We start from the raw sequence: 23,620 nt of genomic DNA on the forward strand, positions 1-23,620 counted from the left end.
ATTTATTTGTTTACAGATGCTTTATATAAAATGTTGCCTCAATGCTTTTGTCTTGATCAGAATAATGATATGCGAGCGCGAATGCACCTGCTTTATGCGGGCAAGATGACGAGTTGAATAAAAAGAAACCATTTGTAAATGCGAGTTTATCTACCACAAAATTTCCATTTTGAATTTTTATTCACTAATTGTGGCTAATGTGTCGATAAATAATCAGGTGAATCGGTTCAGATGAGATATTTTTTCGTTTCAATTCCGTTAAAACTACCCCGTGGTGGGTAAATTTAACATTTGTGCATAGTTACATGTTTGAAACGTTATTTCTGTAATGTTGTTAAAATATGCCCCCTTTACTGATTTCAATCAAAACCTGTATGGACAGAAGGTGAATACTTTGTTACTTTAGCGTCAAGAACATGAAATTGGTAAGACCAATTGACTCCGGGCAAATGGCTTAAGACAGGAAATCATGGCCTACAGCAAAATCCGCCAACCAAAACTCTCCGATGTGATTGAGCAGCAGCTGGAGTTTTTAATTCTTGAGGGGACACTTCGCCCCGGAGAAAAACTCCCACCGGAACGCGAGCTGGCAAAACAGTTCGACGTCTCCCGCCCCTCCTTACGCGAGGCGATCCAACGCCTTGAAGCGAAGGGGTTACTGCTTCGTCGTCAGGGCGGTGGCACTTTTGTTCAGAGCAGCCTGTGGCAGAGCTTTAGCGACCCACTGGTAGAGCTGCTCTCCGACCATCCTGAATCCCAGTTTGACCTGCTTGAGACGCGCCATGCGCTGGAAGGTATTGCAGCCTATTACGCTGCACTGCGCAGCACGGATGAAGACAAAACGCGTATCCGTGAACTCCACCATGCGATCGAGCTTGCTCAACAGTCCGGCGATCTTGACGGCGAATCTGACGCGGTACTCCAGTATCAAATTGCTGTCACCGAAGCGGCACATAATGTGGTGCTGCTCCATTTGCTAAGGTGTATGGAGCCGATGCTGGCCCAGAACGTTCGGCAAAACTTCGAATTGCTGTATGCGCGTCGCGAGATGCTGCCGCTGGTGAGCAGTCACCGTACCCGCATCTTTGAAGCAATTATCGCCGGGAAGCCTGAAGAAGCGCGTGAAGCGTCTCACCGTCACCTGGCGTTTATCGAAGAGATTCTGCTGGACAGGAGCCGTGAGGAAAGCCGTCGTGAACGCGCCTTACGCCGTCTGGAGCAACGAAAGAATTAGTGATTTTTCTGGCAGAACGTTAACCAGAAGATGTTGTAAATCAAGCGCTATCGAAAGGCGCGGCAACTAAACGCAGAACCTGTCTTATTACGCTCTCTGGTGAGAACGTAATGGGACAGGTTCCAGATAACTCAACGTATTAGATAGATAAGGAATACCCCCATGTCAGAACGTTTCCCAAATGACGTGGATCCGATCGAAACTCGCGACTGGCTACAGGCGATCGAATCGGTCATCCGTGAAGAAGGTGTTGAGCGTGCTCAGTATCTGATCGACCAACTGCTTTCAGAAGCTCGCAAAGGCGGCGTGAAAGTAGCGGCAGGTGCTGGGGCCAGCAATTATGTAAACACTATTGCCGTTGAAGATGAACCGGAATACCCGGGCAATCTGGAGCTGGAACGTCGTATTCGTTCTGCTATCCGCTGGAACGCCATCATGACCGTACTGCGCGCGTCTAAAAAGGACCTCGAGCTGGGTGGCCACATGGCATCCTTCCAGTCCTCCGCAACGGTGTATGATGTTTGCTTCAACCACTTCTTCCGTGCACGCAACGAGCAGGATGGCGGCGATCTGGTTTACTTCCAGGGCCACATCTCTCCGGGCATCTACGCTCGCGCATTCCTGGAAGGTCGTCTGACTGAAGAGCAGATGAACAACTTCCGTCAGGAAGTACATGGCAAAGGCCTGTCTTCCTACCCGCACCCGAAACTGATGCCGGAATTCTGGCAGTTCCCGACCGTATCTATGGGTCTGGGCCCAATCGGTGCAATCTACCAGGCTAAATTCCTGAAATATCTGGAACACCGTGGCCTGAAAGATACCTCTAAACAAACCGTTTACGCCTTCCTGGGCGACGGCGAAATGGACGAGCCAGAATCTAAGGGTGCTATCACCATCGCGACCCGTGAGAAACTGGACAACCTGGTCTTTGTTATCAACTGTAACCTGCAGCGTCTTGACGGTCCGGTCACCGGTAACGGCAAGATTGTTAACGAACTGGAAGGCATCTTCGCGGGCGCTGGCTGGAACGTTATCAAAGTCATGTGGGGCGGTCGTTGGGATGAGCTGCTGCGTAAAGATACCAGCGGTAAACTGATCCAACTGATGAACGAAACCGTTGACGGCGACTACCAGACCTTTAAATCCAAAGATGGCGCATACGTACGTGAGCACTTCTTCGGTAAATACCCGGAAACCGCAGCCCTGGTTGCTGACTGGACTGACGAGCAGATTTGGGCTCTGAACCGTGGTGGTCACGATCCGAAGAAAGTCTACGCTGCACTGAAGAAAGCGCAGGAAACCAAAGGCAAAGCAACTGTAATCCTGGCCCATACCATCAAAGGTTACGGCATGGGTGACACCGCCGAAGGTAAAAACATCGCTCACCAGGTTAAGAAAATGAACATGGACGGCGTGCGTTATATCCGCGACCGTTTCAACGTTCCTGTGACCGATGAGCAGGTTGAAAACCTGTCTTACATCACCTTCCCGGAAGGTTCTGAAGAGCACACTTATCTGCACGCTCAGCGTCAGAAACTGCACGGCTATCTGCCTGCTCGTCAGCCGAACTTCACCGAGAAGCTGGAACTGCCTGCTCTGGAAGACTTCGGTGCGCTGCTGGAAGAGCAGAACAAAGAAATCTCCACCACTATCGCTTTCGTTCGTGCCCTGAACGTGATGCTGAAGAACAAGTCGATCAAAGATCGTCTGGTTCCGATCATCGCTGACGAAGCGCGTACTTTCGGTATGGAAGGTCTGTTCCGTCAGATCGGTATCTACAGCCCGAACGGTCAGCAGTACACCCCGCAGGACCGTGAGCAGGTTGCTTACTATAAAGAAGACGAGAAAGGTCAGATCCTGCAGGAAGGCATCAACGAACTGGGTGCTGGCGCATCCTGGCTGGCTGCTGCGACCTCCTACAGCACCAACGATCTGCCGATGATTCCGTTCTACATCTACTACTCCATGTTCGGGTTCCAGCGAATCGGTGACCTGTGCTGGCAGGCAGGCGACCAACAGGCTCGCGGCTTCCTGGTAGGGGGAACTTCTGGTCGTACGACGCTGAACGGCGAAGGTCTGCAGCACGAAGATGGTCACAGCCATATTCAGTCTCTGACTATCCCGAACTGTATCTCTTACGATCCGTCTTACGCGTACGAAGTTGCGGTCATCATGCACGATGGTCTGGAGCGTATGTACGGTGAGAAACAAGAGAACGTTTATTACTACATCACCACGCTGAACGAAAACTACCACATGCCGGCAATGCCAGCAGGTGCCGAGGAAGGTATCCGTAAAGGTATCTACAAACTCGAAACCCTCGAAGGTAAGAAAGGTAAAGTTCAACTGCTGGGCTCCGGTTCTATCCTGCGTCACGTGCGTGAAGCAGCACAGATCCTGGCGAACGACTACGGTGTAGGTTCTGACGTTTACAGCGTAACCTCCTTCACTGAACTGGCGCGTGATGGCCAGGATTGTGAACGCTGGAACATGCTGCACCCGATGGAAACTCCGCGCGTTCCGTACATCGCTCAGGTGATGAACGACGCTCCGGCAGTGGCATCTACTGACTATATGAAACTGTTTGCCGAACAGGTTCGTACTTATGTACCGGCTGATGATTATCGCGTACTGGGTACTGACGGCTTCGGTCGCTCTGACAGCCGTGAAAACCTGCGTCACCACTTCGAAGTTGATGCTTCTTATGTGGTTGTAGCGGCCCTGGGCGAACTGGCTAAACGTGGCGAAATCGATAAGAAAGTGGTTGCTGACGCAATCATCAAATTCAACATCGATGCAGATAAAGTTAACCCGCGTCTGGCGTAAGAGGTAAAAGAATAATGGCTATCGAAATCAATGTACCGGACATCGGGGCTGATGAAGTTGAAATCACCGAGATCCTGGTCAAAGTGGGCGACAAAGTTGAAGCTGAACAGTCGCTGATCACCGTAGAAGGCGACAAAGCCTCTATGGAAGTTCCGTCTCCTCAGGCAGGTATCGTTAAAGAGATCAAAGTCTCTGTTGGCGACAAAACTGAGACCGGCAAACTGATCATGATTTTCGATTCCGCCGATGGTGCAGCAGCCGCTGCACCTGCTTCGGCAGAAGAGAAGAAAGAAGCAGCTCCGGCAGCAGCACCTGCTGCGGCAGCGGCGAAAGAAGTACACGTACCGGACATCGGCGGTGACGAAGTCGAAGTTACCGAGGTTATGGTTAAAGTGGGCGACACCGTTGCGGCTGAACAGTCTCTGATCACCGTTGAAGGCGATAAAGCGTCAATGGAAGTTCCGGCGCCGTTCGCGGGCACCGTTAAAGAGATCAAAATCAACACGGGCGATAAAGTGTCTACCGGTTCTCTGATTATGGTCTTCGAAGTTGCAGGCGCAGCGCCTGCTGCAGCACCGGCTCAGGCGGCAGCTCCAGCTGCAGCGGCGGCTCCGGCAGCTTCTGGCTCGAAAGAGGTTAACGTTCCGGATATCGGCGGTGACGAAGTTGAAGTCACTGAAGTGATGGTTAAAGTGGGCGATAAAATTGCCGCTGAGCAGTCACTGATTACCGTTGAAGGCGATAAAGCGTCGATGGAAGTTCCGGCACCGTTCGCGGGCACCGTGAAAGAAATCAAAATCAGCACCGGTGACAAAGTCAAAACCGGTTCTCTGATTATGATCTTCGAAGTTGAAGGCGCAGCACCTGCTGCCGCTCCAGCTGCCGCGGCTGCTCCAGCCTCTGCAGCTGCACCGGCTCAGGCTGCTAAACCAGCCGCAGCTCCGGCCGCGAAAGCGGAAGGTAAATCTGAGTTCGCTGAGAACGACGCTTACGTTCATGCAACGCCGCTGATTCGTCGCCTGGCGCGCGAGTTCGGTGTAAACCTGGCGAAAGTGAAAGGTTCTGGCCGTAAAGGTCGTATCCTGCGTGAAGACGTTCAGGCTTACGTGAAAGACGCTATCAAGCGTGCTGAAGCTGCTCCGGCAGCAGCAGGCGGCGGTATTCCGGGCATGCTGCCTTGGCCGAAAGTGGACTTCAGCAAGTTTGGTGAAATCGAAGAAGTGGAACTGGGCCGTATCCAGAAAATCTCTGGTGCTAACCTGAGCCGTAACTGGGTGATGATCCCGCACGTTACTCACTTCGACAAGACCGATATCACCGATCTGGAAGCGTTCCGTAAACAGCAGAACGCCGAAGCTGAAAAACGTAAACTGGATGTGAAATTCACGCCAGTGGTCTTCATCATGAAAGCCGTTGCCGCCGCTCTGGAACAGATGCCGCGCTTCAACAGCTCTCTGTCTGAAGACGGTCAGCGTCTGACCCTGAAAAAATACATCAACATCGGTGTCGCGGTAGATACGCCGAATGGTCTGGTTGTTCCGGTCTTCAAAGACGTGAACAAGAAGAGCATTACCGAGCTGTCTCGTGAACTGACCACCATCTCCAAGAAAGCGCGTGATGGCAAGCTGACCGCTGGCGAAATGCAGGGGGGTTGCTTCACCATCTCCAGCATCGGTGGCCTGGGTACGACCCACTTCGCGCCGATTGTGAACGCGCCGGAAGTGGCTATCCTCGGTGTCTCCAAGTCCTCTATGGAGCCAGTGTGGAACGGTAAAGAGTTTATGCCGCGTCTGATGATGCCGATTTCGCTCTCCTTCGACCACCGCGTAATCGACGGTGCTGATGGTGCGCGCTTTATCACCATCATCAACAACATGCTGTCTGACATTCGCCGCCTGGTGATGTAAGCGAAAAAGCCGGCCCGACGGCCGGCTTTTTTCTGGTAATCTCATGAAGTCAGTGAGGTTATTGTGCGAAAGACAAATCGGTTGCCGTTTGTTGTTTCAAAATTGTTAACAATTTTGTAAAATACGGGCGGATAGAACGACCCGGTGGACGACGGGTATAAATTAAGAGGTCATGATGAGCACTGAAATCAAAACTCAGGTCGTGGTACTTGGGGCAGGCCCTGCAGGTTACTCTGCTGCCTTCCGTTGCGCAGATTTAGGTCTGGAGACCGTCATCGTAGAACGTTACAGCACCCTCGGTGGTGTTTGTCTGAACGTCGGCTGTATCCCTTCTAAAGCGCTGCTGCACGTAGCAAAAGTTATCGAAGAAGCCAAAGCGCTGGCTGAACACGGTATCGTTTTTGGCGAGCCGAAAACCGATATCGACAAGATTCGTACCTGGAAAGAAAAAGTTATCACTCAACTGACCGGCGGTCTGGCGGGTATGGCCAAAGGCCGTAAAGTGAAAGTGGTTAACGGTCTGGGTAAATTTACCGGGGCGAACACCCTGGAAGTTGAAGGTGAAAACGGCAAAACCGTGATCAACTTTGACAACGCGATCATCGCGGCGGGTTCCCGTCCGATCGAACTGCCATTCATTCCGCATGAAGATCCGCGCGTGTGGGATTCCACCGATGCACTGGAACTGAAAACTGTTCCTAAGCGCCTGCTGGTAATGGGCGGCGGTATCATCGGTCTGGAAATGGGTACCGTGTACCATGCGCTGGGTTCAGAGATCGACGTGGTTGAAATGTTCGACCAGGTTATCCCGGCTGCCGATAAAGACGTGGTTAAAGTCTTTACCAAACGCATCAGCAAGAAATTCAACCTGATGCTGGAAACCAAAGTAACCGCCGTTGAAGCGAAAGAAGACGGTATCTACGTTTCTATGGAAGGCAAAAAAGCGCCAGCTGAAGCTCAGCGTTACGATGCAGTGCTGGTGGCTATCGGTCGTGTACCGAACGGCAAAAACCTCGACGCGGGCAAAGCTGGCGTGGAAGTTGATGACCGTGGCTTCATCCGCGTTGACAAACAGCTGCGTACCAACGTGCCGCACATCTTTGCTATCGGCGATATCGTCGGTCAGCCGATGCTGGCGCACAAAGGTGTTCACGAAGGTCACGTTGCCGCTGAAGTTATCGCCGGTAAGAAACACTACTTCGATCCGAAAGTTATCCCATCCATCGCATACACTGAACCAGAAGTTGCATGGGTTGGCCTGACTGAGAAAGAAGCGAAAGAGAAAGGCATCAGCTTTGAGACCGCCACCTTCCCGTGGGCTGCTTCTGGTCGTGCTATCGCTTCCGACTGCGCAGACGGTATGACTAAACTGATTTTCGACAAAGAATCTCACCGTGTTATCGGTGGTGCGATTGTCGGTACCAACGGCGGCGAGCTGCTGGGTGAAATCGGTCTGGCGATCGAAATGGGTTGTGATGCTGAAGACATCGCGCTGACCATCCACGCGCACCCGACTCTGCACGAGTCTGTGGGCCTGGCGGCAGAAGTGTTCGAAGGTAGCATCACCGACCTGCCAAACCCGAAAGCGAAGAAAAAGTAATCTTCCCGCTTTTGTGAAAACGCCTCTTCGGAGGCGTTTTTTTTGCCTGAAAGCTACCAGTTTTGGTAACGTTGCCGCACTGCGCCAGGGCACGTCCGGTATCAAGCTGCAAACCAGCAGCGCGCAGGGCGATCGCGCAAAATACCAGACCCGCGTCGTGTCTAATGCCAACAAAGTGAACCTGAAGTTCGAAGAAGCGAAACCGGTTCTGGAAGCGCAGCTGGCGAAATCCGTCGCTAACATCCTGTAATCTCTCGTGAGTTGGCCGGAGCCCCGGTCAACTCACTATTTGACTGGCATTCAGGGCGCTACGGGCTGCCAGTTTTTATCCAGATGATATGCGGTTAACGCCTCGGCTTTCTGCTGTGCATCAGCGCCGAGATCGGCCTGGTAGACTTTATCATCACCGTTAATCATAAAACTCATAACACCAGTGTGATCGTAGCTGACGGGCCAGGCAACCATCGCAAAGCCGCTGGTTTTATCGGGAAGGATACGGAAACGATAGCCGTGATAGCCCGTGCCAGGCTCTTGCGGACTAAAGGCCGGGCCAAGCGGGCTTGGCGCTTCGCCGGGCGAAACAGGCCAGTACAGACCATCTTTTTTCCCTTCAGAACTGACAATCTTTTGCGCGTATTTTTGGTTCATCGCAAAGTAGCTTTGCTGAGCATCTACATAGGCGTGTAATGCTTCAATAGCCGCAAGTTCGTTGCGCCCAATCTCTCGGGTCAGGATCTCTTCAGCCGCTTCCTTGATATCAAATTGCCAGCCGGAAGCGGTTTTAACAACCGGGATCGGCAGTTGCCAGTCGCTGTCCCCGACCACCAGGTGCGCGGTATTGCCGTCGATGACGGTATTATGGCGGACCTTCCAGTCGCGCAGGAAGCGATCAACCGCATCAGGATCGACGCCTTCCGGTGGCAGAAACTCGCGCCAGTTTTCCCCGAGCAGGTTGTTCATCGCGCTTTCATTCTGCTCGCTTATCGCGGTTGCCAGGGCATCGGTCGCCTGGTCTGGTGTGCTGAAGGATTGCTGTGCCATCGCGGTGGTCGAAACCATGAATAACACCATTCCACTGAGTAGTTTATTTTTCATGTCGCTTCCCTTAACGATGACGGAATTCACGGTGTTCAGCACGGTCGCCGGATAGCTGGCGAGATGGCTGGTTGCGGGCGACCTGCCTGCTTTGAGCCCCTCGCTGCTGCTGCGCCTGCCAACTGGCGGAGCGACTGTCGTTGCCGCTCAGCGCATTGGCCCGCGGCTGGCTGGTCCGTTGTTGAAGATTGCGCTGCTGCACGTTGCGTTGCTGCGCTGGTTGCGTGACCCGTTTCTCTTGTCGCTGAGTGGCGGCCTGGCGATGTTCATGTTGCTGAGTGTTTGCCCGTTTTGCCGTTTGCGGTTTGCTATCGTAACCACGGTAGTTATTACGCTGGGAAATTTGCTTTAGCTGTTGGCTGGATGCCTGACGCTGGGCGTCTTTCGTTCCCGTACGCGCCGTCTGGGGGAAGGTTTTCCCCGTTGATTTTTCCATCTGGCTCAACGCTGCCTGACGCTGGCTATCACGGTTGACCGGTCTTTGCTGGGTTGAGCTTAGGCCCGTAGCCGTGTTAGTGGAGTGGAAGCGGTTATTGAGCTGGCTATTAGGGTACGGAACCCCTTCGCGATAGGCCGGGTTGTGCTGCCAGGTACGGTTGGCATCCGTCAGACGCTGTCCACTGATTTTATTGAAGTTATCAACGTTGATATTGATGTTGTTATCACCGTTGCGGTTATAGCCGCCATGGTTATCCCAGTCATCGTTATGATGGTGATCCCAGTCATCGTCGTCATCCCAGTCAATATTGCTGAAGATGGCATAAGTTGTGGCGACGCCGAGGCTGAAGCCTAAACCGTTAACGAAGCTGTTGCCAAACTGCTCGCCGGGCGTTGGCGGTAGATAGGTTGGCGGATAGGCGGTGTTCGGCCAGGTACCGTAAACCGTATTTGGGTTATAGGTGGGAACGTAAACTACCTGCGGGTCGGCGGATTCAATTTTGATTACCGTTGGGCTTGCTGAGGCGGCGGTCGTGGCTGTTGTGGTCGTTGACTCGCTGGTAACGGTTTTAGCCGGAGCTGCTTTGGCCACGGTGGTAACAGTCTGCTGCGGTGTTGATTGCAATGCTCCGGTCTGTTGCGCCAGCGCACGCAGGCGTTGAACGGAATCCATAACCTCTTTCGGCTGCGCAAGGAATGCATCGCCCAGGCTCTGTACCCACGGCGGATTTTCACCCATCAGCGACATCAGCTGTGGAAACGCCACCAGCGATTTCACGCTGGGATCCCAGGGTTGGCTGGCAACGGCCTGAATGGCGGCATCACCCTGCATTTTGGGATTGTCTTTTGACCACTGCGCGGCCTGGATGACGTTGGCCGGGTAGGTTGAGGCCATCAAAATTTGCGACAGCAGTGAATCCGGATAGAGCGCGATAGGCGCAACCCACTGATCGATTTGTGCCGATGTGTACGTAGGGGCTGCGGTGGGCGCTGGTTGATCGGCCGAGGCAGGGGCCGCTACGGGAGCTGGAGCCGGTGCGGACGGTTGCTGTGCGACGGGGGCTGGAGCTGCTGGCTCCGTTGCGCGACTTTTAACGAACATCACGCCAGAGGCGGCAAATAGCCCGGCACTGCACAGAAGGACAAGCAGATGTGGCTTAAAGGGCAACTTCATAAAATGACTCCAACGAGACAAGCGCTGTGCCGTGAGGCGTTCTGTTGCCGCGAGTATTATTCACCCGTGTTAGATAGTTTTGACTTTTATTGGGGATTCACCCGGCAGGTCCGGAAAAAGAGTGTGAAGATTTATTACACAATTATATCTGATGGCTGAAAAATCGCTGGAATATTCAGCATGTCGCGCTTGAAAATCCACCGTTTCACATCGTTTTTAGGGAGCCTAAATTACGCCCCGCCTTGTCGCTACACCATTCTTAACGATTCAGCCAATTTTTTATGTTGCTTTTTTGTAAACGGATTAACACTTAATGAAAATCCTGTTATTGTGCCTTACGCGGTACCGGGCATTTACCCTACTAACTACTGTCTCACAGGAGCGTGAAGAGAATCGCCCATCTACAAAAGCGCCGCATTATGACAATGAGAGCGAGGAGATATCGTCGTGCTAGAAGAATACCGTAAGCACGTAGCTGAGCGTGCTGCCCAGGGGATTGTGCCAAAACCGTTAGACGCAACCCAAATGGCCGCACTTGTCGAGCTGCTGAAGACCCCGCCTGTGGGCGAAGAAGAATTCCTGTTAGACCTGTTGATCAACCGCGTTCCTCCTGGCGTAGATGAAGCCGCTTATGTTAAAGCAGGTTTTCTCGCTGCCGTCGCGAAAGGCGACACCACCTCCCCGCTGGTGACTCCAGAAAAAGCCATTGAACTGCTGGGCACCATGCAGGGTGGTTACAACATTCATCCGCTGATCGACGCGCTTGACGACGCAAAACTGGCGCCGATTGCCGCCAGAGCGCTCTCTTCAACGCTGCTGATGTTCGATAACTTCTACGATGTAGAAGAAAAAGCCAAAGCGGGCAACGAATATGCGAAGCAGGTAATGCAGTCCTGGGCCGATGCCGAATGGTTCCTGAACCGTCCTGCTCTGGCTGAAAAAATCACCGTTACCGTGTTTAAAGTGACGGGTGAAACCAACACCGATGACCTCTCTCCGGCACCGGACGCATGGTCTCGCCCGGATATCCCTCTGCACGCGCTGGCGATGCTGAAAAACGCCCGTGAAGGTATCGAACCGGACCAGCCGGGCGCGGTAGGTCCGATCAAACAGATTGAAGAACTGCAGAAAAAAGGCTACCCGCTGGCTTATGTGGGTGACGTTGTTGGTACCGGCTCTTCGCGTAAATCTGCAACCAACTCCGTACTGTGGTTCATGGGCGATGATATCCCTCATGTACCGAACAAGCGTGGCGGCGGTCTGTGTCTCGGCGGCAAAATTGCACCGATCTTCTTCAATACCATGGAAGATGCGGGCGCACTGCCAATCGAAGTGGACGTTTCGAACATGAACATGGGCGACGTGATTGACGTTTACCCGTTCAAAGGAGAAGTGCGTAACCACGAAACCGGCGAATTGCTGGCAAGCTTTGAGCTGAAAACTGATGTGCTGATCGACGAAGTGCGCGCTGGTGGCCGTATTCCGCTGATCATCGGTCGTGGCCTGACCACCAAAGCGCGCGAAGCGCTGGGACTGCCGCACAGCGACGTATTCCGTCAGGCGAAAGACGTGGCGGAAAGCAGCCGCGGCTTCTCTCTGGCGCAGAAAATGGTGGGCCGCGCCTGCGGCGTGAAAGGTATCCGTCCGGGCGCGTACTGCGAACCGAAGATGACCTCCGTGGGTTCTCAGGATACCACCGGCCCGATGACCCGTGATGAACTGAAAGACCTGGCGTGCCTGGGCTTCTCTGCTGACCTGGTGATGCAGTCCTTCTGTCACACTGCCGCGTATCCGAAGCCGGTTGACGTGACCACGCACCACACTCTGCCGGACTTCATCATGAACCGTGGCGGCGTGTCGCTGCGTCCGGGCGATGGCGTAATCCACTCCTGGCTGAACCGCATGCTGTTGCCGGATACCGTCGGCACCGGTGGTGACTCCCATACTCGTTTCCCGATTGGCATCTCCTTCCCGGCGGGTTCTGGCCTGGTGGCGTTTGCTGCTGCGACCGGCGTGATGCCGCTGGATATGCCGGAATCCGTTCTGGTGCGTTTCAAAGGCAAAATGCAGCCGGGGATTACCCTGCGCGATCTGGTACACGCCATTCCGCTGTACGCGATCAAACAGGGTCTGCTGACCGTTGAGAAGAAAGGTAAGAAAAACATCTTCTCTGGCCGCATCCTCGAAATCGAAGGTCTGCCGGATCTGAAAGTGGAGCAGGCGTTCGAACTGACCGATGCCTCCGCTGAACGTTCCGCTGCCGGTTGTACCATCAAACTGAACAAAGAGCCGATCGTTGAGTATCTGAACTCTAACATCGTTCTGCTGAAGTGGATGATCGCTGAAGGTTACGGCGATCGCCGTACGCTGGAGCGTCGTGTGCAGGGGATGGAAAAATGGCTGGCGGATCCGCAATTGCTGGAAGCCGACGCTGACGCAGAATACGCGGCGGTGATCGACATCGATCTGGCGGATATCAAAGAGCCAATCCTGTGTGCACCGAACGATCCGGACGACGCGCGTCTGCTGTCTGACGTGCAGGGCGAGAAGATCGATGAAGTCTTCATCGGCTCCTGCATGACCAACATCGGCCACTTCCGTGCGGCGGGTAAACTGCTGGATGCACACAAAGGCCAGTTGCCGACGCGTCTGTGGGTGGCTCCGCCAACCCGTATGGATGCGGCGCAGCTGACCGAAGAAGGCTACTACAGCGTGTTTGGTAAGAGCGGTGCGCGTATTGAGATCCCTGGCTGTTCGCTGTGCATGGGTAACCAGGCGCGTGTGGCTGACGGCGCAACGGTGGTTTCGACCTCTACCCGTAACTTCCCGAACCGTTTAGGTACCGGGGCGAACGTCTACCTGGCTTCTGCGGAGCTGGCGGCGGTTGCGGCGCTGATTGGCAAACTGCCGACGGCGGAAGAGTATCAGACCTATGTGGCGCAGGTTGATAAGACGGCGGTGGATACTTACCGTTATCTGAACTTCGACCAGCTGTCTCAGTATACTGAGAAAGCCGATGGTGTGATTTTCCAGACCGCGGTGTAATACGCAAACGCGATTTGTGTAAAAACGCATCAATGCCCGGAGAAGTCTGCTTCTCCGGGCATTTTTATTTCTATTCCTTATACCCGCTACGCTTTTTTTCTGCCGCGCTGCTGCGATAATTACAGCAAGGCGCAATGCGGTATTGGCGCATTGCCGGGAGCAGAGGAAGACATTATGGATTACGAATTTCTGCGCGATATTACCGGAGTGGTAAAAGTGCGTATGTCCATGGGCCACGAGGTGGTGGGGCACTGGTTTAACGAAGAAGTGAAAGAGAACCTGGCCTTACTTGATGAAGTGGAACAGGCGGCGCATGCGGTGAAGGGCAGTGAGCGCTCCTGGCAGCGAGCAGGGCATGAATACACGCTCTGGCTGGATGGTGAAGAGGTGATGGTGCGCGCCAATCAGCTGGAATTCTCCGGAGATGAAATGGAAGAGGGGATGAGCTACTACGACGAAGAGAGCTTTTCACTTTGCGGCGTAGAGGACTTTCTTCAGGTCGTGGCGGCTTATCGTGAATTTTTAAAGCAAAAATGATCTTCTTAGGGTTGTGTAATTAACTGGGAGGTTTTAAATTTAGACATCTTGTGAATTAACAAGATGTCTAAATTTTATGGATGAAAGTAAATCAGAAACAGGGATTATCAATCATGAGTTATCTAAAGATAAGTGGGTTTAAAAATAGTAAATGGGCTGTTACTGCGGTTCTTGTTTTTGTTAATTTTGTTTTCTTTGTTTTTTCGGCTTATTTGGATTCGCGGGCGTTTAATTTATATCAAGCATCCTCATTCATCATTGCATGGGGAGGGAATGCGTCTCCGTTAACCCTATCAGGTGAATACTGGAGACTTTTAAGTAGCATGTTTATGCATTTAAGTATTTTTCATTTTTTCTCTAATATGATTGCACTACTTGGGATTGGTTTTTTGTTTGAAAACATGTTTTCACGTAGAGTTTTTATTGCTGTCTATATGTTATCTGGTATCGCTGGAGGGATATTAAGTGCTGTAGTTCATCGATATGAGTTGATAGTTAGTTGTGGAGCATCAGGAGCCATTCTTGGTATTACCGGCTATTTGCTAGCTTTTGGATTGTGTAACAAGATCGAGCTTCCATTTTCTAAAATTTTCACCAATGTTATTATTGTAATATGTTTAGGATTATTTCTGCCTGTAGATAACATGGCACATTTGGGTGGTTTTGTTACTGGGTTCGTCTTAGGTGCCCTAAGTGTAGATGGGAAGACCCATTTTTTTAAAAAACCAGGCAAGGTTTCAATAATTCTGATCATGACAGTGTGTATAATTGAAGGTGCTGTGCTTGCTAAATATTCAATTCCTGAGAATATTAAGTTCGTTCGACTTTCTAGATTAGAGTTTATTGTGAAAGACATGCGAGAGGGTGCCCCAGACCAACCGATAGATTTTAGATTTTTTAACCAATGTGTTGATGCTAGTGTTGAAAGCGGAAGTATTGTTCGATCTGAACTAATCGACTGTGAAAAAATGAGGGGGTTGTTTTATAAATATGGCTTAAGAATTAAAGAGCGTATTGAAGAGGATTTGAATAATTGTATAAATATTACTGAGGATCTGCGTTCTGAAAAGATAAGTGAAACTGAAAAACATAGTATAGAAATAATTAGTAATTATTGCGTGGCCCGACAAAAACTTGTTAATATTTCTTTTAAAAATTATCCAAATTCATCTGTAGATATCAAAAAATATTTTGAAGCTGAACATCAATTTAACGAATCAGTGATCGTGAATGATAACTCTAGTAAAATATTTGAGAATATCCCTGAATTAATATTTAATGCTGTTTCTTTAGAGCGGTGCAGAACTACAATTTGTCGTCGGTGGTAATAAACAATTTTTGTCACAAGACCTGTGTTGAAAATCGGTGTCTGAATGTGAAGTTAGGGAAGGTGCGAACAAGTTCCTGATATGAGATCATCATATTCATCCGGAGCGCATCCCAGAGGGACATCATGAGCCATCAACTCACCTTCGCCGATAGTGAATTCAGCACTAAGCGCCGTCAGACCCGAAAAGAGATTTTCCTCTCCCGCATGGAGCAGATTCTGCCATGGCAGAATATGACCGCTGTCATCGAGCCGTTTTATCCCAAGGCGGGCAATGGCCGACGGCCCTATCCGCTGGAGACCATGCTGCGTATTCACTGCATGCAGCATTGGTACAACCTGAGCGACGGTGCCATGGAAGATGCCCTGTACGAAATCGCCTCCATGCGCCTGTTTGCCCGATTATCCCTGGATAGCGCCCTGCCGGATCGCACCACCATCATGAATTTCCGCCACCTGCTGGAGCAGCATCAACTGGCACGTCAATTGTTCAAGACCATCAATCGCTGGCTGGCCGAAGCAGGCGTCATGATGACCCAAGGCACTTTGGTGGATGCCACCATCATTGAGGCCCCAGCTCTACCAAGAACAAAGAGCAGCAACGCGATCCGGAGATGCATCAGACCAAGAAAGGCAATCAGTGGCACTTTGGCATGAAGGCCCACATTGGTGTCGATGCCAAGAGTGGCCTGACCCACAGCCTAGTCACCACCGCGGCCAACGAGCATGACCTCAATCAGCTGGGTAATCTGCTTCATGGAGAGGAGCAATTTGTCTCAGCCGATGCCGGCTACCAAGGAGCGCCACAGCGCGAGGAGCTGGCCGAGGTGGATGTGGACTGGCTGATCGCCGAGCGTCCCGGCAAGGTAAAAACCTTGAAGCAGCATCCGCGCAAGAACAAAACGGCCATCAACATCGAATACATGAAAGCCAGCATCCGTGCCAGGGTGGAGCACCCGTTTCGCATCATCAAGCGGCAGTTCGGCTTCGTGAAAGCCAGATACAAAGGGCTGCTGAAAAACGATAACCAACTGGCGATGTTATTCACCCTGGCCAACCTGTTTCGGGTGGACCAAATGATACGTCAGTGGGAGAGATCTCAGTAAAAACCGGAAATAACGCCAGAAATGGTGGAAAAAATAGCCTAAATAGGCTGATTCGATGTGTTTGCGGGAAAAAAATCGGCCCAGATCCGCGAAATTTTAATCAGCGAGTCAGCTTGGGAAGAAATGACCTGCTTATTCGCACCTTCCTTAGATAAAATTACTTGTATATTATGGGGGGAGTAGATTTCGCGTATCTCTCTCCAGAGCAGACCGGTGATGACATTAGGTTCCTCTTCTCTAAACTCTTTCGGTTCAGTATGGGACGTGCAGTGCTGAAGGTAGATTTCTTTCAGTAAAATCTTAGTATGAAAGATATTTTCCTTGTTCACGTCGTAGGTGAAGTCGCGAACGTGGTACTTCACTCGGTATAGCGTCGTCCCCCCTCCTGATAATCAGCATATTCCTGGCATGGCTATGGGCCAATACAGGAACGTGGGCCATCATTTCATGATTCATAAACTCATCGCGCTCGGTGATTTGCACCACGTCATCCAGCAGCCAAAATCTTCGTTTTCAAAAATGATGTGATCTTGGTGATCCAAAGTAAACAATGACAGGGAATGCCCAGTCATTGTTTCAATAGACGTTTCAGTGGATAGAGGCTATTTAACGTAAGCCAACAGGCTCAGGGAGTCACGTGCCAGCGCTTTGCATTTCTTGGCCGTTGGGATGCCTATACCGCTGAGGTCGCGGTAGCTGTCTTCACCCAACGCTTTCATATTGAAGGTGTCGTAATTACTCAAGTCCCACTGGTTTTGCTGGGCAAAAAAGACCAGTGCGCGACGAATCTGCCCATTTGGCAAATTCTGGTATCCACAGTCATTTTTCAGAAAAACAAAAACTGCCGTTAAATCGGCCATATCTTCGGCTTCGGACTCACTAAGCGCGTAGCTGTTTGCGCATACGGCCATCAGGCTGCCGAACAAAACGGTTCTGAAAAACGTCTTCATTGCTTCTACCACTGCATCACGGAATTTAAACGTTAGCACACTGCGAGCGAAGCGACGACCTTTATTATTAGCCGTTTACTTGACCTTCCCGTAAGGGGAAGGCTTATGCTTAAAAGATAGCCTGCTTAAGCTGCTGAATATAAGGAAGTGATTATGCAACGTCGTGACTTTTTAAAGTACTCCGTGGCGCTGGGCGTCGCGTCAGCGTTACCTCTGTGGAGCCGGAGCGTATTTGCTGCAGACCGTCCCGCATTACCCATTCCAGACCTGTTAACCGCAGATGCCTCTAACCGTATGCAGCTGATCGTGCAAGCCGGACAGTCGAGTTTTGCCGGTAAAACAGCCACGACCTGGGGATATAACGGCAGTTTGCTCGGGCCGGCGGTCAAGCTGAGTAAAGGGCAATCGGTGACGGTGGATATCCATAACCAGCTTGCCGAAGAGACGACGTTGCACTGGCACGGGCTGGAAATCCCCGGTGAAGTCGACGGTGGCCCGCAAGGTATTATTCCGGCGGGTGGGAAACGTTCTGTGACCTTCACACCGGATCAGCGCGCGGCAACCTGCTGGTTCCACCCGCATCAGCATGGGAAGACTGGTCATCAGGTGGCGATGGGCCTGGCCGGGCTGGTGCTGATTGAAGATGAAGAGATTCGCAAGCTGCTGCTGCCTAAGCAGTGGGGCATTGATGATGTGCCGGTGATTATTCAGGATAAACAGTTCTCTGCTGATGGTCAGGTTAACTATCAACTGGACATCATGACCGCTGCCGTCGGTTGGTTTGGCGATACGCTGCTGACCAATGGGGCGATTTATCCTCAGCATGCTGCACCGCGCGGTTGGTTGCGCCTGCGTCTGCTAAATGGTTGTAACGCACGCTCACTGAATATCGCGGCCAGCGACAATCGTCCTTTGTACGTTATTGCCAGCGACGGCGGACTGTTGGCAGAGCCAGTAAAAGTAACCGAACTTCCCATGCTGATGGGCGAACGATTTGAAGTGCTGGTGGACGTGAGCGATGGTAAAGCGTTTGATCTGGTCACTCTGCCTGTGGGTCAGATGGGCATGGCGATTGCGCCATTTGATAAGCCGCATCCGGTGATGCACGTTCAGCCACTGCTGATTACCGCTTCCGGCACGCTGCCGGATACGCTGACATCCATGCCGGCGCTGCCATCGCTTGAGGGGCTGACGGTGCGCAAACTGCAATTATCGATGGACCCAATGCTCGACATGATGGGCATGCAAATGTTGATGAAGAAGTACGGCGCTCAGGCTATGGCGGGTATGGATCATGGCAAGATGATGGGCCATATGAATAATGACAATATGGGCCACGGGAACATGAAGCATGGCAATATGAACCACGGTGAGATGGGGAATATGCAGCATGGTGACATGGGCAACATGAAGCATGGAACATTCGATTTCCATAATGCCAACCGGATTAATGGTCAGGCGTTTGATATGAATAAACCGATGTTTGCCGCGGCGAAAGGTCAACACGAACGCTGGGTGATTTCCGGTCAGGGCGACATGATGCTGCATCCGTTCCACATTCACGGCACGCAGTTTCGTATTCTGTCTGAAAATGGCAAAGCGCCTGCTGCGCACCGCGCGGGATGGAAAGATACGGTGCGGGTTGAGGGCGGCGTGAGCGAGGTGCTGGTGAAATTTGACCACGACGCGCCAAAGGAACATGCCTATATGGCGCACTGCCATTTGTTAGAGCATGAGGATACCGGGATGATGCTCGGTTTTACCGTATAAACAGCGGCGGATAGCGGTGGCGCTATCCGCTAAATGTTTATTTCAAAAACGGATTATTACCCTTATCGTCGAGTAAAAGCATTCATATACTGATGAGGTTAATCACTCATCACGAGGTATTCATGACCCTTTTGCGTAAAGTACTGACGGCATCTTTTATTATGCTTCTGGCGGTTTCGGCACAGGCTGCGATGAAGATGGAACGCCAACAGATTTCAAAACTGAATTTAAGTCTCGAAATTCCGCAGACGCTCACGCCGATGCCGGACGAAATGGCAAAAATCAAATACCCTTCTGAAAACCGTCCACAGGTGATTTACGGTGACGAACGCGGTAAAGCGTCTCTAGGTATTACCGCCGGGCGCAACGCGTTGCCTGCCGCTCAGTTGGATATGGCAAAGGATGCGACACTGAAGATGCTGACCAACTTCAAGCCGCAGGCGGAACCTGTCACGGTTGATGGGCATAAAGCGTGGCTGATTACTTTCCGTTCTCAAGCGCCGGATACTGAAATTCTCAATATGCTGCTGATTACCTCGCAAAACGAGAAAGCGGTGCAGGTCTCCTTCAATATGACCAAAGATCTGGTGGCTCAGTATCAGGAAGCCGCAAAAGCGTCGTTACTGTCACTGAAGTTTGAATAAAAAAACGCCCGCTGATTAGCGGGCGTTTTCCATTTTACTTCGCGTCGTCCGGCAACGCATATGCCACAATATAATCGCCCATCTTGGTGCCAAATGAGCCGTGGCCCCCGGCGGATATCACCACATATTGCTTACCGTTAACTTCATACGTCATCGGCGTTGCCTGGCCGCCTGCCGGAAGCCGACCCTGCCACAGTTTTTCACCGTTGCTCATGTTGTATGCGCGCAGATAGTTATCGGCAGTCGCGGCTATAAACAGCACGTTACCCGCGGTGGAGATAGGTCCACCCAGCATCGGCATCCCCATATTGAACGGCACCGGAACCGGCATTGGGAATGGCATGCTGTCCTGTGGCGTGCCAATGCGTTTTTTCCACACCACTTGATTGGTTTTCAGATCTACGGCGGAAATGTAGCCCCATGCTGGCTGTTTACACGGCAGACCAAATGGTGAAAGGAATGGATTAAGCGTTACGCCGAATGGTACGCCGTACTGCGGCTGAATCCCGGACTCTGTGCCAGTACCTTTGGCATCTTTCGGCGGCTCCATCGGGTTGCCGGGACCGCGTGGGATCAGCTTAGAAACGAACGGCAGCGCCATCGGGTTGGCAATGGCTACCTGACGGTTGGGATCAACGGAAATGCCGCCCCATTCGAACATGCCGAGGTTACCCGGGAACACCAGAGTGCCTTGCTCTGAAGGCGGGGTAAAAATGCCTTCATAGCGCAGCTGGTGGAACATTACGCGGCACACCAACTGGTCAAATATGGTTGCGCCCCACATATCCGCACCACTGAGATCTTTTTGCGGACGGAAACTGAGATCGGAGAACGGCTGGGTTTTGCTGACATAATCACCTTTGGCTGCACCTTGCGGCACCGGTTTTTCCGGGGCAGGCACCACCAGTTCACCATTACGGCGGGTCGAGCACAAAGATATTACCGGTTTTTGCCGGGGCATAAATGACCGGAATTTTCTCTCCATTGACGTTGATATCCGCCAGGGTTGGCTGCGCCGGTAAGTCCATATCCCACAGATCGTGGTGAACGGTCTGATAGCTCCAGGCCAATTTCCCGGTCGTGGCATTTAACGCCAGAATGGCGCTGGCGTAACGTTCCTGTTCCGGTGTGCGGTTACCGCCCCAGATATCCGGCGTGGTAACGCCCATGGGCAGATACACCAGATCCAGCTTCGCGTCGTAGGCCGCGGGTGCCCAGGAGTTGGGTGAGTTAAAGGTGAAGGTATGTTCATCTGACGGGATGAAATTAGGATCCTTGGCACCGGGATCAAATGCCCACAGAAGCTTGCCGTTATTGACGTCAAAACCACGTATCACCCCGGATGTTTCGCGGGTTGAGTAGTTATCGGTTACCGACCCGGCAATAACGATAGTTTTATCGGTGATTATCGGGGGAGACGTCGGTTCGTACAGGCCCGGTGAGGTATCCGGCATATTGGTCTGCAGATTCAAAATACCTTTATTGGCGAAGGTTTCGCACAGCTTGCCGGACTCGGCATTCAAGGCAAACAGTCGACCATCATTGACCGGCAAAAGGATGCGGCGCGGACAGTCGGCCATCACCTCTGCAGAAGCTGTATCCGGTCTGGCTTCATGATAAGAAACGCCGCGACAGGTTACGTGCTGGAAGCTGGTATTGGTGTTGAGTTGGGGATCGAAATGCCACTTCTCTTTCCCGCTGGCCGCATCCAGGGCGAACAGCCGCTGATGGGCGGTACACAGATAAAGAGTATCCCCCACTTTTATTGGCGTGACTTCATTGGTGATTTCACCGGGATCGTTGGGTTGTTTTAAATCCCCGGTACGAAATACCCAGGCTTCTTTCAACTGATGAACGTTGTCAGCGTTAATTTGTTTTAACGGTGAGTAGCGTTGACCTTCCTGATTGCGACCGTAAGCCGGCCAATCCTCGTCGGCAACCGCTGAGATTGCATCGGCCTGAGAGGTATCTGCACTCAGCGTGCCGTGAACCTCTTGTGGATCGTTGAAGCCAGCCCAGGTCAGGATACCGCCGCTAATCAGCAGGGCCACCACCAGCGCCGCTACTGCGCCACTGGAAGGGATAATCAGGCGATGCCAGACGAAAGGCAGGATAAGCCAGATACCAAAGAAGACCAGGATGTCGCTACGCGGCGTCAGCGCCCAGAAATCAAAGCCGACTTCCCAGACGCCCCAAATCATGGTGGCGAGAAGCAGGGCGGCATACAGCCAAAGGGCGGAACGGTTACTGTGCCACAGCAGGAGAGCCACACCGAGCATGGCAAGGCCCGCGATCGGGTAATACCAGGAGCCACCGATGGCGACCAGCCAGCCTCCACCAATCAGGAGATATAGTCCACAAAGTGCCGCAAACAGGGCGCTCAGGGTCACGATAAGCCGTTGAGAACGTACGTTGTTATTTGCCATAAAAAATACCATCACAGGTGTTATTTCTTTAATAGCAGTTAATTATAGGAGCTAAAACGCGTGATAAACGTCACATTATGAACTTTATCAACAGATGCCGCGTATGAATGCTTTTGCTGGTATACTGCGTGCCTTGCGCTTAGATGCTGGCTTATTAAAAGTTAGCATTGAGTGATTTGTTTTTAAATCATATGGTTAGAGATATGAAACATACTGTTGAAGTCATGATCCCGGAAGCGGAGATCAAAGCGCGTATTGCTGAACTGGGACGTCAGATTAACGAACGTTACAAGGACAGCGGCAGCGATATGGTGCTGGTTGGTCTGTTACGCGGCTCATTTATGTTTATGGCCGACCTGTGCCGTGAAGTGCATGTCTCCCACGAAGTCGATTTCATGACTGCTTCCAGCTATGGCAGCGGAATGTCCACCACGCGCGATGTTAAAATCCTGAAAGACCTGGATGAAGACATTCGTGGCAAGGACGTGCTGATTGTCGAAGACATCATCGACTCCGGTAACACGTTGTCCAAAGTGCGTGAGATTCTGAGCCTGCGCGAGCCGAAATCCCTGGCTATTTGTACGCTGCTGGACAAACCTACCCGTCGCGAAGTGGATGTTCCGGTTGAGTTTATCGGATTCTCTATCCCAGATGAGTTTGTTGTCGGCTACGGCATTGACTATGCCCAGCGTTATCGCCATTTGCCGTACGTTGGTAAAGTGGTACTGCTGGACGAGTAATGTCGGGAGCGCCTGATGGCGCTTTGCTTATTCGGCCTGCACGATACTTCCCCGCAGGCCGAAAAGCGACTTAAGCGTCGCTGCCGCTTGTTGGTATCTGCTTGTGATTGGTATGTTTCTGGCTGAGGTTAGACAGCCCCTGGCGATAGCGCTGCTCCAGCGTCTCGCGACTGGTGGCGGTGACGTCCAGATCGCGCAGCAGGCCATCATGAATACCGTAAGCCCAGCCGTGAATGGTAACTTTCTGACCGCGCTTCCAGGCTGAACGCATGATGGTTGAGTGGCCCAAGTTGTAGACCTGCTCCATTACATTCAGTTCGCACAGGGTGTCAATGCGACGTTCCTGCGGCATTTCGCCCAGCAGTGAACTGTGTTTAAACCAGATATCGCGAATATGCAGTAACCAGTTATCAATCAGCCCCTGTTCTTTATTTTCAATAGCTGCCTGTACGCCACCACATCCATAGTGGCCGCAAATAATAATATGTTCCACTTCCAGCACATCCACCGCATACTGAACTACTGAGAGACAGTTCAGGTCGGTGTGAATAACCAGATTGGCAACATTACGGTGAACAAATAATTCACCCGGCTCAAGACCGGTTAAACGTTCTGCGGGAACGCGACTGTCGGAACATCCAATCCATAAAAAGCGCGGATTTTGTGCGTGAGTCAGCGTTTCAAAAAATCCGGGATCCTCTTCTACCAGCATCTTTGACCATAGCGCGTTGTTGCTGATGAGTGTATCTATGTCTTTCATGGAGGCTGTAACCAATTGAATTGCGTTGCGCTAATATAGGT

General features: G+C 51.8%; 15 protein-coding genes and 2 pseudogenes. 12 read left to right on the plus strand and 5 right to left on the minus strand.

Going from position 1 to position 23,620, the window contains the following annotated elements:
* Positions 1 to 469: 469 nt before the first annotated feature.
* From pdhR to traT, 5 genes and pseudogenes are all read left to right on the plus strand, one after another.
* Complete coding sequence (gene pdhR / locus GPJ68_RS04470; protein WP_003018699.1) at positions 470 to 1,234, plus strand: pyruvate dehydrogenase complex transcriptional repressor PdhR; 765 nt, start codon at positions 470 to 472, stop codon at positions 1,232 to 1,234.
* Positions 1,235 to 1,396: 162 nt separating this feature from the next.
* Positions 1,397 to 4,060 (plus strand): pyruvate dehydrogenase (acetyl-transferring), homodimeric type, encoded by a 2,664-nt coding sequence (aceE, locus tag GPJ68_RS04475; protein WP_016151717.1) that lies wholly within the window; start codon positions 1,397 to 1,399, stop codon positions 4,058 to 4,060.
* A 14-nt stretch (positions 4,061 to 4,074) separates the two neighbouring features.
* Positions 4,075 to 5,967 carry a pyruvate dehydrogenase complex dihydrolipoyllysine-residue acetyltransferase gene (gene aceF, locus GPJ68_RS04480; RefSeq protein ID WP_103283477.1) on the plus strand — a complete coding sequence of 631 codons (1,893 nt, stop codon included), beginning with the start codon at positions 4,075 to 4,077 and terminating at the stop codon, positions 5,965 to 5,967.
* Between the two features lie 175 nt (positions 5,968 to 6,142).
* Positions 6,143 to 7,567 (plus strand): dihydrolipoyl dehydrogenase, encoded by a 1,425-nt coding sequence (gene lpdA, locus GPJ68_RS04485; RefSeq protein WP_016155701.1) that lies wholly within the window; start codon positions 6,143 to 6,145, stop codon positions 7,565 to 7,567.
* Positions 7,568 to 7,634: 67 nt separating this feature from the next.
* Positions 7,635 to 7,817: pseudogene (gene traT, locus GPJ68_RS04490) on the plus strand (complement resistance protein TraT); the annotation flags it as partial.
* A gap of 50 nt (positions 7,818 to 7,867) precedes the next feature.
* On the opposite strand, the gene GPJ68_RS04495 reads toward traT, so the two are convergent.
* Positions 7,868 to 8,662: a DUF2950 family protein gene (locus GPJ68_RS04495; RefSeq protein ID WP_016155703.1), complete on the minus strand. Its 795-nt coding sequence runs from the start codon at positions 8,660 to 8,662 to the stop codon at positions 7,868 to 7,870.
* A 10-nt stretch (positions 8,663 to 8,672) separates the two neighbouring features.
* Entirely contained in the window at positions 8,673 to 10,274 is a 1,602-nt protein-coding gene (locus tag GPJ68_RS04500; protein ID WP_103283478.1) for a DUF3300 domain-containing protein, read from the minus strand.
* A 447-nt stretch (positions 10,275 to 10,721) separates the two neighbouring features.
* Between GPJ68_RS04500 and acnB the strand changes: the two genes are divergently transcribed.
* The 4 genes from acnB to GPJ68_RS04520 all read left to right on the plus strand — a co-directional run bounded on the left by acnB (position 10,722) and on the right by GPJ68_RS04520 (position 16,289).
* Positions 10,722 to 13,319, plus strand: coding sequence for a bifunctional aconitate hydratase 2/2-methylisocitrate dehydratase (gene acnB, locus GPJ68_RS04505; protein WP_049042705.1), 2,598 nt, complete (start codon positions 10,722 to 10,724; stop codon positions 13,317 to 13,319).
* Between the two features lie 174 nt (positions 13,320 to 13,493).
* Positions 13,494 to 13,856, plus strand: a complete 363-nt coding sequence (gene yacL, locus GPJ68_RS04510; protein WP_016155706.1) for a protein YacL — start codon at positions 13,494 to 13,496, stop codon at positions 13,854 to 13,856.
* A 113-nt stretch (positions 13,857 to 13,969) separates the two neighbouring features.
* Positions 13,970 to 15,184 (plus strand): rhomboid family intramembrane serine protease, encoded by a 1,215-nt coding sequence (locus GPJ68_RS04515; protein WP_049281552.1) that lies wholly within the window; start codon positions 13,970 to 13,972, stop codon positions 15,182 to 15,184.
* A 125-nt stretch (positions 15,185 to 15,309) separates the two neighbouring features.
* A protein-coding gene (locus tag GPJ68_RS04520; RefSeq protein WP_255489313.1) for an IS5-like element ISKpn26 family transposase occupies positions 15,310 to 16,289 on the plus strand; the annotation gives its coding sequence in 2 pieces (ribosomal slippage) (positions 15,310 to 15,751 and positions 15,751 to 16,289; 981 coding nt in all).
* A gap of 602 nt (positions 16,290 to 16,891) precedes the next feature.
* Here the strand turns inward: GPJ68_RS04520 and GPJ68_RS04525 are convergent.
* Positions 16,892 to 17,239 (minus strand): YacC family pilotin-like protein, encoded by a 348-nt coding sequence (locus GPJ68_RS04525; RefSeq protein ID WP_003018667.1) that lies wholly within the window; start codon positions 17,237 to 17,239, stop codon positions 16,892 to 16,894.
* A 153-nt stretch (positions 17,240 to 17,392) separates the two neighbouring features.
* Between GPJ68_RS04525 and cueO the strand changes: the two genes are divergently transcribed.
* Complete coding sequence (gene cueO / locus GPJ68_RS04530) at positions 17,393 to 19,009, plus strand: multicopper oxidase CueO (RefSeq protein WP_103283480.1); 1,617 nt, start codon at positions 17,393 to 17,395, stop codon at positions 19,007 to 19,009.
* Positions 19,010 to 19,131: 122 nt separating this feature from the next.
* Complete coding sequence (locus GPJ68_RS04535) at positions 19,132 to 19,653, plus strand: hypothetical protein (protein WP_016155709.1); 522 nt, start codon at positions 19,132 to 19,134, stop codon at positions 19,651 to 19,653.
* A gap of 34 nt (positions 19,654 to 19,687) precedes the next feature.
* Here GPJ68_RS04535 and GPJ68_RS04540 read toward each other — a convergent pair.
* Positions 19,688 to 22,079: pseudogene (locus GPJ68_RS04540) on the minus strand (glucose/quinate/shikimate family membrane-bound PQQ-dependent dehydrogenase).
* A gap of 203 nt (positions 22,080 to 22,282) precedes the next feature.
* Here GPJ68_RS04540 and hpt point away from each other — a divergent pair.
* Positions 22,283 to 22,819 (plus strand): hypoxanthine phosphoribosyltransferase, encoded by a 537-nt coding sequence (gene hpt, locus GPJ68_RS04545; RefSeq protein WP_016151732.1) that lies wholly within the window; start codon positions 22,283 to 22,285, stop codon positions 22,817 to 22,819.
* A 70-nt stretch (positions 22,820 to 22,889) separates the two neighbouring features.
* On the opposite strand, the gene can is transcribed toward hpt, so the two are convergent.
* Complete coding sequence (gene can, locus GPJ68_RS04550) at positions 22,890 to 23,579, minus strand: carbonate dehydratase (protein WP_016151733.1); 690 nt, start codon at positions 23,577 to 23,579, stop codon at positions 22,890 to 22,892.
* Positions 23,580 to 23,620 lie beyond the last annotated feature (41 nt).

This window comes from Citrobacter sp. 172116965, from assembly GCF_013458095.1.
Taxonomy (GTDB): Bacteria; Pseudomonadota; Gammaproteobacteria; order Enterobacterales; family Enterobacteriaceae; genus Citrobacter; species Citrobacter braakii.